Source organism: Eubacterium sp. ER2, from assembly GCF_000765215.1.
Lineage (GTDB): Bacteria > Bacillota > Clostridia > Lachnospirales > Lachnospiraceae > Claveliimonas > Claveliimonas intestinigallinarum.
In genome coordinates this window covers 17,624-31,125 of the sequence record NZ_JPJE01000005.1, presented here as the reverse complement: position 1 = coordinate 31,125, position 13,502 = coordinate 17,624, and the positions used below count along the sequence as shown (strand labels likewise).

At 56.1% G+C, this 13,502-nt stretch carries 10 protein-coding genes and 2 tRNA genes; 1 reads left to right on the top strand and 11 read right to left on the bottom strand.

The genetic code is table 11. The features are described 5' to 3' along the window. Positions 1–96 precede the first annotated feature (96 nt). The 10 genes from NI21_RS0101585 to NI21_RS0101540 form a co-directional block, all read right to left on the bottom strand. A complete protein-coding gene (locus NI21_RS0101585) occupies positions 97–1,095 on the bottom strand; it encodes a GNAT family N-acetyltransferase (protein WP_033124496.1) in 999 nt (332 codons plus the stop codon). Between the two features lie 6 nt (positions 1,096–1,101). Then, a complete protein-coding gene (gene ispF, locus NI21_RS0101580; protein ID WP_033124495.1) occupies positions 1,102–1,683 on the bottom strand; it encodes a 2-C-methyl-D-erythritol 2,4-cyclodiphosphate synthase in 582 nt (193 codons plus the stop codon). Between the two features lie 3 nt (positions 1,684–1,686). Continuing rightward, complete coding sequence (locus tag NI21_RS0101575) at positions 1,687–2,046, bottom strand: hypothetical protein (protein WP_033124494.1); 360 nt, start codon at positions 2,044–2,046, stop codon at positions 1,687–1,689. A gap of 133 nt (positions 2,047–2,179) precedes the next feature. After that, positions 2,180–2,253 (bottom strand) — tRNA-Met (locus NI21_RS0101570). A gap of 8 nt (positions 2,254–2,261) precedes the next feature. Continuing rightward, positions 2,262–2,334, bottom strand: a tRNA-Val gene (locus NI21_RS0101565). Positions 2,335–2,482: 148 nt separating this feature from the next. Next, on the bottom strand, positions 2,483–3,100 hold the full coding sequence (locus NI21_RS0101560; RefSeq protein ID WP_033124493.1) for a sugar O-acetyltransferase: 618 nt from the start codon (positions 3,098–3,100) through the stop codon (positions 2,483–2,485). Positions 3,101–3,175: 75 nt separating this feature from the next. Further along, positions 3,176–3,784, bottom strand: coding sequence for a LysE/ArgO family amino acid transporter (locus NI21_RS0101555; RefSeq protein WP_033124492.1), 609 nt, complete (start codon positions 3,782–3,784; stop codon positions 3,176–3,178). Positions 3,785–3,898: 114 nt separating this feature from the next. Then, positions 3,899–5,233 carry an NADP-specific glutamate dehydrogenase gene (gdhA, locus tag NI21_RS0101550; RefSeq protein WP_033124491.1) on the bottom strand — a complete coding sequence of 445 codons (1,335 nt, stop codon included), beginning with the start codon at positions 5,231–5,233 and terminating at the stop codon, positions 3,899–3,901. A 255-nt stretch (positions 5,234–5,488) separates the two neighbouring features. Next, positions 5,489–9,289 (bottom strand): phosphoribosylformylglycinamidine synthase, encoded by a 3,801-nt coding sequence (locus NI21_RS0101545; protein ID WP_033124490.1) that lies wholly within the window; start codon positions 9,287–9,289, stop codon positions 5,489–5,491. A 114-nt stretch (positions 9,290–9,403) separates the two neighbouring features. Further along, complete coding sequence (locus NI21_RS0101540; protein ID WP_033124489.1) at positions 9,404–10,123, bottom strand: TIGR01906 family membrane protein; 720 nt, start codon at positions 10,121–10,123, stop codon at positions 9,404–9,406. A 94-nt stretch (positions 10,124–10,217) separates the two neighbouring features. On the opposite strand from NI21_RS0101540, the gene NI21_RS0101535 reads away from it, so the two are divergent. Further along, positions 10,218–11,099, top strand: coding sequence for a LysR family transcriptional regulator (locus NI21_RS0101535; protein WP_033124488.1), 882 nt, complete (start codon positions 10,218–10,220; stop codon positions 11,097–11,099). Here the strand turns inward: NI21_RS0101535 and NI21_RS0101530 are convergent. Continuing rightward, the gene (locus NI21_RS0101530) at positions 11,081–13,483 is read right to left on the bottom strand and encodes an ATP-dependent DNA helicase (RefSeq protein WP_033124487.1); all 2,403 of its coding nucleotides are present in this window, start codon (positions 13,481–13,483) and stop codon (positions 11,081–11,083) included. The genes NI21_RS0101535 and NI21_RS0101530 overlap by 19 nt on opposite strands. Between the last annotated feature and the right edge of the window lie 19 nt (positions 13,484–13,502).

Below are 13,502 nucleotides of genomic sequence, written 5' to 3'. Positions count from 1 at the left end.
CCGTTCTCCGTTTTTACCGCTATAGCTACTATAGTATGTGAAAAGCCGGAATTTGTCAACCTCCGCCGGGCAGAGTTTTCTCTTTTTCCGGTTCGGTCACACTACCTCGTTCAAATAAACAGGAGACAGAGGAACGATTTTTTTCAGCTCCTCCTTCATCCTCTCCGTCACCGTGACTCCCTTTTCCTTTTCAATATCGTCCGGTGAAATCCTTCCAAAGACAAGCTTTGTGAGCGCCTCCACAGTCAGAGTACCCTCGCTGTTCTCCGGCTTTCCCTCCATCAGCATGACTCCGGAAAACTCCGTCCCCGTCATCATGAACACCTGGTTGTTCTCAGGGATGATGGGATCTGTCACCTGAAAGCACACAGCTGTCAGATAGTTCAGCTCCAGAAGAAGGAGCAGCCTTTTCACATTCACCGGGCGGACCATGATCTTTGGTCTCTCCTCCGGCAGTTCCTCCACCGCAGGCAGGCAGTCCACAATCCGGCCCTCCTGCTCGCAGACCATCAGGCACCCCCCGTCGCTTTCATATTCCCGGATGAGCCGCTCGTAGTAGGCCTGATCCCGCTTCGCATAGACCTTATACCGGCCCTTCAGCTCACTTTCGGCCATATCCGCAATGTCCGCCGCATCCGCCGGAAGGGCCTTTCTTGCGCTCCAGCCATCGGGAAGCTCCTCCTCCCCCCGGAAGTATCTTCGCTCCTGCTCATATACTGTGGAAAAGCCGTGAGGCAGATAGATCTCCTCCGCCGCCGGCATGAGGAAGGTAAAGAGCTCTCCTGCCCGGTACATATCCTGAATGGCCGTCTTTAAGAGAGCCGCCATATACCCTCTCTTCCGGTAGGCCTCCTCCGTGGCCACCGCCACGATATAGTGGGAGGGCTCCTCCCTTCCGTTTACCATCAGGGTGTAGGGATTGAGGTGGAGCATAGCCCGCATGCCGCCCTCCTCCTCCACTACATAGATGGTGTTGTCCTTCGTCTTTTCTGTATAGTAATAGTCCACAAAGGAGGGGCTGTCCTCGGAGAAGATCTCCTCATACAGTCTCCGGGTGCCGCCCTTCTCCCCGTCTTTCAGCTTTCTGATCCGCATCCTCTCTCACCCGTCCTTCCGCTGCCCGGACTGTCTGGGGCAGCCGCTGCAGGAGGCGCACCCTGCCTCCTCGCTTTGACCCTCCTGCTCCAGCCGGGGCTCATAGCTGTAGTTGGCGATGGTCTCCAGGCAGGCCGCCGCCTGAGCCGCGATCCCCTGACCGCTGCCAGTAAAGCCAAGCCCTTCCTCTGTGGTAGCCTTGATATTGACCTGATCCTTCCGGATACCCAGGGCCCTGGCCACATTGTCCCGCATCTCCCCGATATAGGGGGCCAGCTTCGGGCGCTGGGCGATGACAGTGGCGTCAATGTTCCCGATGACGTAGAGCTCCTGGGCCACCAGCTCTCCCACACGCTCCAGCAGCTTCATGCTGGAAGCGCCCCTGTAGGCCTCGTCTGTGTCGGGGAAATGCCGCCCGATATCTCCCAGAGCCGCTGCCCCCAGGAGGGCGTCCATGATGGCGTGGAGGAGCACGTCCGCGTCAGAGTGCCCCAAAAGTCCCTTCTCGTAGGGGATCTCCACACCGCCCAGGATCAGCTTCCTGTCCTCTGTCAGTCTGTGCACGTCGTAGCCTGTTCCAATCCTCATCTTCTATTCCCCGCTTTCCTCTTCGTCCTGGGACTGCGCCCCGGTCAGCTCCGCGCTTTGTGTCCCGGTCTGCCCTGCGTCCTGCGCCTCGATCTCATCAATCTCCTGCTGCATGTCCTCGTCAGAGGAAAGCTCCTCATCCAGCTCTTCCTCCTCCGGCGTTTCCTCTACCGGCTTGGTCATATTCCGGATAGCATAGACGATCAGCCCGATGCCGAACACAGCAAACAGCACGCCCGCCACCACAAATCCTATATATCCCTCCGGCTTCTGGTTCATGACATCCATGACAAGCTGTACGCCTGTGTAGGTGAGGTATCCTCCCACAATGATCCAGAGCCAGTCTCTCGTTTTTCCATTCATAGTATGCGCTCCTCCATTTTTTCATATGTAGTACAAGTATATAATTTCCACCGGGATCTTGTCAATGAGCGGCGCCGCCCGCAGACAAAAAAATACGGCACCGGATGATCTCCGATGCCGCATCTTACGGGAGTAGCGGGAACTGGATTCGAACCAGCGACACTACGGGTATGAACCGTATGCTCTAGCCAACTGAGCTATCCCGCCATAGTATATGGGGCCTATAGGGCTCGAACCTATGACCCTCTGCTTGTAAGGCAGATGCTCTCCCAGCTGAGCTAAGACCCCATATTTTCTGGTCTCGCGGGCTGCTTTCCCGCAACCCGCTTTGCTATTATACTATTGATTTCGAGCAAATGTCAACACTTTTTTTACATTTTTTCTCATTTTTTTCGAGAGTCCCTCAAAGGCCGGTTTTTCGGCATTTTCCGCCCCATCAGAGAAGTTCCGGGTCGATCCGGCGGTCCCGGAAGTAAAATTCTCTGTCCCGCTCGCCGATGGGCCGCATCACCCGGCAGGGGTTCCCGGCCGCCACCACATCCGCCGGGATATCCTTTGTCACCACACTGCCGGCCCCGATGACCGTGTTGTCCCCCACAGTCACGCCGGGCAGGAGGATGGCCCCCGCGCCGATCCAGCAGTTTCTCCCCACATGGACCGGCATATTGAACTGGTACTCCTGCTCCCTGAGTGAGGGGAGCACAGGATGACTTCCCGCAGCAATGATGACGTTAGGTCCGATCATGGTGTGGTCGCCCACATAAATATGGGTGTCGTCCACCATCGTCAGATTAAAGTTGGCATAGATGTGGCTGCCAAAGTGGACATGCCTTCCGCCCCAGTTGGCGTAGAAGGGCGTCTCAATATAGCACCCCTCCCCGATCTGCGCAAACATCTTCTCCAGCAGCGCCCTCTTCTCCTCTCCCCTGGACGGCTTCAGATGATTGTACTCATAGAGAAGATCCAGGCAGGCCGCCTGCTCCTCAAGAAGATCCCCGTCCGTGGGCAGATAGAGCGCGCCTCCGTGCATTTTCTTTTCTGCTTCCCTGTCCATATCTCGTCCCTCCGCTTGCGAATTCTCATGATGCTTTCATTATAGCAGAAAAATCTGCCTGGGACGACCTGTTTGTCAGATGAGCGCAAAGAAGCTAACCAGCAGCCTGCACCCGTAAAAGAGGATGACGACGCCGCAGACAATGTTGATGGCCCGCAGCACCCTGGCGTTAAACCGGCTGCTGAAGGCGGAGATCACCAGCGTCAGCCCTGTAAACCACAGGCAGGAGGCTGTCCCCACACCGCAGATAAAGGGGATGGACCGGGATGCCGGCAGCGTCACCCGGAAGGCACCCAGCATCATCGTCCCGTCCACGATAGCCTGGGGATTACACCAGGTCACAACGCAGGCGGAATAGACTGTTTTCCCAAGTGACATGGTCTCCCCGGAACGGTCTATGTCCTGCGTCTTTGCCCGCAGCAGGCCTGCCCCTATGAAAATAACGACAATGCTCCCCGCCAGCAGAACGACCATCTGCAGCCATTTCCACCGCTGCATCACAGCGCCGATGCCGAAAAAGCAGGCCAGAGCCAGCGTCACGTCAAAAAAGATGACGATCAGCGCTGTCGCCAGGGCACGGCGGCGCGTGTGGGTCAGAGCCCCGTTGATGACGAAAAGATTTTGCAGCCCAATGGGCGCCACATAGGCAAGCCCTATGGACAGCCCCTGAAGGAAAAATCCCATAGCCTCCTCCTCATACTGTGCCAAAAATATTTCTGTAGCAAAAAACGGCGCAGCCGCGCCGTTTTTTTATATACTCCGGGCCAAAGCCGGAACCATGCGCTCTGAAGGCAGCTCCTAGACGATGCCCTGAGCCTCCATTGCGTTTACAACCTTCTCGAAGCCCGCGATGTTTGCTCCCATCACGTAGTTTCCTTCATGGCCGTATCTCTTGGCAGCATCAGCCATGTTGTGGCAGATGTTGACCATGATGTTCTTAAGCTTGCTGTCCACTTCCTCAAATGTCCAGCTCAGGCGCTCGCTGTTCTGGGACATTTCCAGAGCAGATGTGGCAACGCCGCCGGCGTTTGCAGCCTTTCCAGGTGCGAAGAGCACGCCGTTCTCCTGCAGGTACTCAGTAGCCTCCAGAGTGGTGGGCATATTGGCACCCTCTGCAACCGCGATGCATCCGTTGGCAACGAGAGCCTTGGCATCCTCAAGGTGCAGCTCGTTCTGTGTCGCGCAGGGAAGAGCGATGTCAACCTTCACGCCCCACACGCCTCTGCCCTCGTGGTACTCAGCGTTCGGGCGATACTTTGTGTACTCGGAAAGTCTTGCTCTGTTGACTTCCTTGATCTCCTTTACTGCCGCAAGGTCAATGCCCTCAGCGTCGTATACCCAGCCTGTGGAGTCGCTCATTGTGACAACCTTGGCGCCCATCTGCTGCGCTTTCTCTGTAGCGTAGATGGCAACGTTTCCGGAACCGGACACTGCGATGGTCTTGCCCGCGATGTCCTTTCCGTTCATCTTGAGCATCTCCTCTGTCAGGTACAGAAGGCCGTAGCCTGTAGCCTCTGTTCTAACCAGGGATCCGCCGTATGTCAGTCCCTTTCCTGTCAGAACGCCCTCGTACAGTCCGCGGATGCGCTTGTACTGTCCGAACATGTAGCCGATCTCTCTTGCGCCTGTTCCGATATCTCCGGCCGGAACATCTGTGTCAGCGCCGATATATTTGCATAACTCTGTCATAAAGCTCTGGCAGAATGCCATCACTTCTCTGTCTGATTTGCCCTTGGGATCGAAGTCAGATCCGCCCTTGCCGCCGCCGATCGGCAGTCCTGTAAGGGAATTCTTGAAAATCTGCTCAAATCCGAGGAATTTGATAATACCAAGGTTTACAGAGGGATGAAGACGAAGTCCGCCCTTGTATGGTCCGATCGCGCTGTTAAACTGTACGCGGTATCCTGTGTTTACCTGGACCTGTCCATTGTCGTCTACCCACGGCACACGGAATTTGAACTGTCTCTCCGGCTCAGTCAGTCTCTCAAGAAGCGCTTCCTTTCTGTATTTCTCCTCATTTGCCTCGATTACAGGTCTTAAGGACTCAAGCACTTCCTTGACAGCCTGATGGAACTCCGGCTCCGCCGGGTTCTTGGCCACAACTCTTTCAATCACTTCATCAACATATGACATTGTTTTCTTCCTCCTTGATCTTCTTATCAGGCGGAAGCCATAAAAAAGAGCAGGCATAAGCCTGCTCTTCACTAGACCTCTTTGCCTCTTTAACAGAATAAAATATTCCGGGGCAAAACACAAGTATTTTTTGCATTTTTTATGATTTTTCTGCAACTTTATACTTTCATTCCTGCATTTCAAGCTGTGTTTAGTACTTTTTTACAGAAACTTTGCAACATTGCACTTGTGAAAATGCATTTTTATCCATGTGTTCTATTTAAAGTACTCCACGCCGGACTCAAAGATCTTCAGATCCTGTTCTCCGTAAATGTTGATCGCAACGCTCCGGCCCCGGCGCTCCACATGGGCCATCTTGCCCAGTACTCTTCCGTCCGGGCTTGTGATGCCCTCGATGGCAAAGTAGGAGCCGTTCACGTTCCACTCCTCGTCGTTTGAGATGTTTCCTTCCGGATCACAGTACCGGGTAGCCACCTGGCCGTTTGCGAAAAGCCGGGCAATGGTCTCAGCAGGCGCCACAAAGCGTCCCTCTCCGTGGGAAGCCGGAGTGACATAGACGCCGCCAAGCCGGGCATTCGCGAGCCAGGGCGACTTGTCTGTCACCACCTTTGTGTACACCATCTTGGAAATGTGGCGCCCGATGGTATTGTAGGTCAGTGTAGGCGAGTTGTCTGTCTGCCCTGTAATCTTTCCGTTTGGCACCAGTCCCAGCTTGATGAGGGCCTGGAAGCCGTTGCAGATGCCGAGGGCAAGGCCGTCCCGCTCATTTAAGAGCTTCTCCACCGCCTCCTTCAGCTTGGCGTTCTGGAAGGCAGTGGCGAAGAACTTGGCGGAGCCGTCGGGCTCGTCGCCCGCGCTGAAGCCGCCCGGGAACATGATGATCTGGGCCTGGCTGATAGCTTTCTCAAACACGTCCACAGAGTCCACGATGTCCGCTGCGTCCATGTTCCTGAACACCTTGGTGATCACCTTTGCCCCGGCATTCTCAAATGCCTTCGCACTGTCGTACTCACAGTTGGTGCCCGGGAAGACAGGAATGAACACAGTGGGCTGCGCGATCTTGTGGCTGCAGATATGCACCCTGGAGGCGTGGAAGCAGCCGTCCTCCTTAAGCTCTCCGTCCTCTTTCTTCTCAGACTTTACAAACCAGCTGGTGGGGCCATCCTGGGCGCCGGACCGGGTGGCGAACACCTTCTCCAGGGTGCCTGTCCATGCGCTCTCCGCCTCGTCCAGGCCGATGACCGCGTCGCCGTAGGAGAAGGCCCTGTCGCCTGTCACCTCGCCGATGACCGTGTAGGTGATCTGCAGCTCTCCCACTTTGCCCTCCGGCACCTCAGCCACCAGATCTCCGAAGGCGGGGGCAAAGAGTTCTCTTTCATCCATGCTGTGCTCGATCTTCACGCCCATGCCGTTTCCAAAGGCCATCTTGCTGACAGCGGCGATGACGCCGTGGCGGTCCGGCACGTAGGCGGAGATGATCCTTCCGGCCTTGATATCCTCCGCAAATTTTCCGTACTGCTCCATCACTTTCTCATATACCGGCAGATCGTACTCATCCTTGGGGATGCGCAGCCACACAAGCTTGCTTCCCGCTTTCTTCAGCTCCGGCGTGATGATATCTTTTTCTTTTGCCACATCCACGGCAAAGGAAACAAGAGTAGGCGGCACATCGATGTCCTCGAAAGTACCGGACATACTGTCTTTGCCTCCGATGGAAGGAAGACCAAATCCAAGCTGGGCCGCATAGGCTCCAAGGAGAGCGGCAAACGGCTGGCTCCAGCGGTGGGGGTCCTCCGTCATGCGGCGGAAGTACTCCTGGAAAGTAAAGCGGATCTTCCGGTAGTCGCCGCCTGCTGCCACGATCTTGGCCACAGACTCTGTCACAGCGTAGACCGCTCCATGGTAGGGGCTCCAGCTTGACAGGTAGGGATCAAAGCCGTAGCTCATCATGGTCACTGTGTCGCAGTCCCCTTTCAGTACAGGGAGCTTCGCCACCATGGCCTGGGTCTCTGTCATCTGATATTTTCCGCCGTGAGGCATGAACACAGATCCTGCTCCGATGGAACCATCAAACATCTCCACAAGCCCTTTCTGAGAGCATACGTTCAGGTCTGCCAGTGTCTCCAGCCATTTTGCTTTCACATCCGTCACTTCCACTTTATCCGTCAGCACCTTGTCCGCACGGTCCGGGATGTCCACAGCCACGCTGGTCTCCTGGTGGGCGCCGTTTGTGTCCAGGAAGGCTCTGGAGATGTTCACGATCTCCTTGCCTCTCCACACAAGGACAAGCCTTGGCTCCTCTGTCACCACAGCCACCTGCACGGCCTCCAGATTCTCCTCTTTGGCGTAGCCCATAAAGGTCTCCACATCAGCCGGGTCAAGGACGACAGCCATGCGCTCCTGGGACTCGGAGATGGCGATCTCTGTCCCGTCCAGTCCCGCGTATTTCTTGGGCACCTTGTCCAGGTCCACCCGCAGTCCGTCTGCCAGCTCTCCGATAGCCACGGACACGCCGCCCGCTCCAAAGTCGTTGCACTTCTTGATGAGGCGGCTCACTTCCTCCCTGCGGAAGAGGCGCTGGATCTTTCTCTCTGTGGGCGGATTTCCCTTCTGCACTTCCGCGCCGCAGGTCTCGATGGACTCTTCTGTGTGCACCTTGGAGGAACCTGTTGCGCCGCCGCAGCCGTCCCGGCCGGTGCGCCCGCCAAGAAGGATGATGATGTCTCCCGGATCAGAGGTCTCACGGATCACGGCGCGTCTGGGAGCCGCTCCCATGACAGCCCCGATCTCCATTCTCTTGGCCACATAGCCGGGGTGGTAGATCTCCTTTACAGCGCCGGTGGCAAGTCCGATCTGATTGCCGTAGGAGCTGTAGCCGTGGGCCGCCTCGCGGACAAGCTTCTTCTGGGGAAGCTTCCCTTTCATCGTGTCCTTCACGGAGACAGTGGGGTCTGCCGCTCCCGTGACACGCATGGCCTGGTACACGTAGGTACGTCCTGAGAGGGGATCCCGGATGGCACCGCCAAGACAGGTGGCAGCTCCTCCGAAGGGCTCGATCTCTGTGGGGTGGTTGTGGGTCTCATTCTTGAAGTTCACAAGCCACTCCTCCTCCACGCCGTCCACGGTCACCGGCACAACGATGCTGCAGGCGTTGATCTCATCGGACTCCTCCTGATTCTCAAGCTTTCCTTCCCTCTTCAGCTTGCGCATGGCCATGAGAGCCAGGTCCATCAGACAGATAAACTTGTCGTCTCTGCCCTTGAAGATCTCCTCATGGTCCGCCGCATACTGGCGGTAGGTGTCCTCGATCGGCTTTCTGTAATCTCCCTCTCCGAAGGTGATGTCTTTCAGCTCTGTGGAGAAGGTAGTGTGGCGGCAGTGATCGGACCAGTAGGTATCCAGCACCCGGATCTCCGTCATGGAGGGGTCTCTGTCCTCCTCCCCCTTGAAATAGTTCTGGATATGCTGGAAGTCCTTGAAGGTCATAGCAAGCCCGAGAGAGTCGTAGAGCTCCCGCAGCTTCTCCTCCTCCAGATCCTTAAAGCCGTCAAATATGATGACATCGGCCGGCTCGTCAAACTTTGTCACCAGCGTCTCCGGCTTCTCCATGCCTGTCTCTCTTGAGTCCACCGGGTTGATGCAGTGGTGCTTGACAGCCTCAAACTGCTCGTCCGTCAGCTGTCCCTCGATCACATAGGTGGTGGCGGTGCGGATCACCGGCTTCTCATCCTCTTTTATAAACTGCACGCACTGCACGGCAGAGTCCGCTCTCTGGTCAAACTGGCCGGGAAGGAACTCCACGGCGAAGATCCTGGCCCCCTCCGCTGCCGGAAAGGTCTCTTTATACAGAATATCTACCGGAGGCTCCGCAAAGACGCCTCTGCAGGCCTTCTCAAAGGTCTCCTCCGAGATGTTCTCCACGTCGTAGCGGATCAGCACCCGCACACCCGTAAGAGCGCTTATGCCCAGATAGCTCTTAATCTCGTGGAAGAGATCCTTTGCCTGAACCGCATACTCCGGTTTTTTCTCCACATATACTCGTTTTACATTGCCCATAAAATTTCCTCCATTTTATATATGTTGATTTTATGATACGCTGGTTTTATCATAACATGAGGTTTCTTATTAGTAAAGTTAATAAAATTAAAGTTTTTTATAAGTATTTCTTATCTATTTTCCCTGTCTGTCCTCATCCTGCTGCCCTCTGCCCAAAAAATGCCGCCACACGAGGAAAATCGCAAGAAAGGCCGCAAGAAAGCCCAGGAAAAATCCTCCGATCCTCATCACCATATCGTAGAAAAATCCCTCCGGCAGCATCCGGATCATGTAGTCTGTAGCCGGGTCAAAAATCCACAGGTCGTTGGTGAAAAAGATCTCGTGAAAGATGGTGAAATATTTTGTAAAATCCGAGGCAAAAAGAACTCCCAGCAGGACTGTCGCCGCCAGGAAGATGCCAAGGGCGATAAAGTAGGCCCTGGGGATGATACGTCTCCAGTCCCCCTTCAGAATTACAAGCAGAGCAATGAACACAGCCGCAGTAATAAGGAGCACCCAGCGCAGGGTCAGCCCGCCCAGGAACAGGTTCTTCACATCCGCCATGTGGAGCCGGTCCTGCTCGTTAAAGAAATCCTGGGTCTGCCCGTCCACGTCCGTGATCACGGAGAGCTCCGGCCTCTTGCCGATGAGGTAATCCATCATTTTCTCCGTCACGTCCATGACATCCCCCATCTCCATGTCCAGGCTTTCCGCCACATGGTATTTCTCGTATTCCCTCTCGTAAAACCCGTAGCCTGGGTCGCCGTATATGGCCAGCTGGAAGCTGGTGATCAGAAGGGCCACAACAAGCAGGAGCATAGCTGCCACGGCCAGTACATGATGCAGTTTTTTCATAAAGCAATCCCTCTTTTTTGTTGTCTCATTTTTTGATTGTAATTTCCCTGATTTTCCCCTATAATACAAATGATTTTTATTAGGAGGACTTATCATGGATATTAACTATGAATTATATAAAGTGTTTTACTATGTGGCCTCGACCCTGAGCTTTTCCGAGGCCTCCAAGCAGCTCTTCATCTCTCAGTCAGCGGTGAGCCAGTCCATCAAGACGCTGGAGAGAAAGCTGGACCAGGTGCTCTTCATCCGGAGCACAAAGAGGGTCCAGCTGACGCCGGAGGGGGAGATCCTGCTGCGCCACGTGGAGCCGGCCATGAACCTGATCCAGCGCGGGGAGGCCCAGCTCATGGAGTCCGCCTCCACCGGGGGACAGATCCGCATCGGCGCCAGCGACACCATCTGCCGGTATTTTCTCGTGCCCTACATCAAGCGGTTCCACGAGGCATTTCCCGGGGCCCACATCAAGGTGACCAACGCCACCTCCATCCAGAGCGTGGAGCTCCTGAAATCAGGGCAGGTGGACTTTATCGTGGTCAACTCGCCCAACGCCTACCTGGGGAGCGCCGCCACCGTAAAACGGATCAAGCTGTTCCGGGACGTCTTTCTTGCCAACCGGGATTTCGCGGACCTGAAGGGCCGCCGCCTCTCCTTTTCGGAGCTTTTGGAGTACCCCATCCTGATGCTGGACAAGAAGAGCACCACAAGCGAGTTTCTCCACAGCCAGTTCCAGCAACACCACCTGGACCTTGTGCCGGAGGTGGAGCTGAGCAGCAACGACCTGCTTATTGATCTGGCCAGGATCGGCCTGGGCATCGCCTTTCTTCCGGACTACTGCATCCCCCGGGAGGACGACAATCTCTTTGTCGTGCACACCAAGGAGGAGCTGCCCCCGCGGGAGCTGCTGGCTGTCCGAGGCACCCGCATCCCTCTTTCCAGGGCCGCTGCCGCCTTTCTCGATTACTTCGAGGAGGTCTGATCCCAGAAGGCCCGCATCTTCGCGCCGGCATTTTTCACATTGCAGAGTTCCAGACCTTCCCACTCCCTGGGGAAGGTCTCTTTGTATCTGGGCTCCCGGAAACGGTCGTCCAAAAGCAGGATCACCCCTCTGTCCTCCTCCGTGCGGATGACACGGCCCGCGGACTGGAGGACCTTGTTCATGCCCGGGTAGACGTAGGCGTAGTCAAAGCCCCGGAGTCCCTTTTTGTCAAAGTACTCCCTAAGGAGCTCTCTCTCCCGGCACACCTGGGGCAGGCCGGTTCCCACCACGGCGGCGCCGATGAGCCTGTCTCTGGACAGGTCAATGCCCTCGGAGAAGATGCCGCCCATGACGCAGAAGCCGAGGAGGCTCTCCTTCCTCTCCTCCTCGAATTCCTCCAGAAAGATCTCCCTTGCCTCCTCCGACATGTAGGGGGCCTGGATCACGCACTGAGCGCTGCTCCCCTCCTTTTCGGCCAGGAGGAGGAACTGGTCGTAGACCTCCTCCATGAATTTATAGGAGGGAAAAAAGGCCATGTAGTTTCCCTTTTTCCCCTGCACCATCTCCAGAAGATAGGAGGCGTATTTCCGGTAGGTGGCCTCCCCTCTCGCAGTGTACCGGGTGCTCACATCATTTCCAAGGAGAAGAAGGCGGTTCTCCCTGGCAAAGGTGGACTGGGCGTAGACCGCGTAGTCGTCCGTCTTTGTGCTGAGGAGCTGCCTGTAATAGCGGATAGGAAGGAGGGTGGCGGAGAAAAAGATGGCGCTCACCCCTTTTTCCAGGGCCTCGTTCAGATTGACCGCAGGGTTGACGCAGAACAGACGGATGAGGAATCTGCCCTCCTCGTCGATTTCCGAATAGATCATATAGTTCTCATCCAGCTTCTCATAAATGGTCTCAAACATCCGCACTTCAAAGTAGAGACCAAGCACCTCCTCCCGGACGTCCTCCTCCTGGCACTCCTCCAGATACCGCTCCATCTCGGCCATAACGGACAGGAGCTTCAGGTAAATGCCCCCGGCGCTCTCCAGCACCTGACAGCCATCGCACTCCCGCTTCAGGGCCAGCAGCTGCCGGTTGCAGTCCTCCAGCTGACGGGCAAGCCGGACGTCTCTTGTCTTCACAAGGCGGCGGACCTTCATCACCTCCTCCTTGCAGAGGCTGGCGCTGAACATCTCCCGCCCCCGCTCCACCAGGTTGTGGGCCTCGTCAATGAGGAAGATGTAGTCCCCCTTCACCCCCTCGCCGAAAAACCGCTTCAGCTTCGCGTTGGGGTCAAAGACATAGTTGTAGTCGCAGATGACTGCGTCCGCCCACAGGGACAGGTCCAGACCCAGCTCGAAGGGGCACACCTGCCATTTCTTCGCCTGCTCCTCCACCGCCTGACGGCTCATGTCGTCGGAGGTGGTGATCATGTCATAGACCGCATCGTTGATACGGTCAAAGTGTCCCTTGGCGTAAGGACAGTAGTCCGGATTGCACTCCGGCTTCTCGCAGAAGCATATCTTCTCCTTTGCCGTCAGGGTGATGACCTTGTACTGGAGAGCCGTATCCCCCTCCTCCACTGCAGCGGGCCCATCCGGGCCGGGCTGCTTCAGTATGTCAAAGGCCTGCTGGGCCACGGTTCTGGTGATGGTCTTGGCGGTCAGGTAAAAAATCTTGTCCGCCAGCCCCTCCCCCACTGCCTTCACAGCCGGAAAGACGGTGGCCATGGTCTTTCCCACACCTGTGGGAGCCTGGATGAACAGCTTTTTCTTTCTCTCAATGGTCCTGTAGACAGCGGCCGCCAGCTTCTTCTGGCCCTCCCGGTACTGGTAGGGAAATTCTACTTTTTTTATAGAAGCGTCCCGCTTCTCCCTCCACTCCACCTGGAAGAGAGCCCACTTTTCGTAGGCGTCCGTGATACCGTAAAACCACTCTCTCAGCTCCTCTATGGTATACTCCTGCCAGAACCGGCGGATCTCCTCTGTCTCCAGATGACAGTAGGTCATCTGCACGCCCATCTTCTCCTGCTCATGCTGATCCCCGTAGATAAAGGCATAGCATTTGGCCTGGGCCAGGTGCACCGGTACCGGCTCCTCCAGGGTGTTTACATCCCTGAACACCCCCTTGATCTCGTCGATGGCCAAGCCCTCCTCCGTGTCCATGACGCCGTCCGCCCGCCCCTCCACCTGGAGGACGAACTTCTCGTAGGGCACCTGGCATTTCATGGACACCTCCGGCGTGTACATACTCCCCATCTGCCGCTGGATCTTCCGGTGGAGCCGGGCTCCCATCTGCATGGCCTCCTTGTCCGCCGAGGCAATTCGATTGTCAAGATCCCCGCTCTGGAGGATGAACTCCACCAGGGCCCGGACCGAAATTTTGATCAGTTGCTTTTCCATAGGTCTATTATAAGTGGGG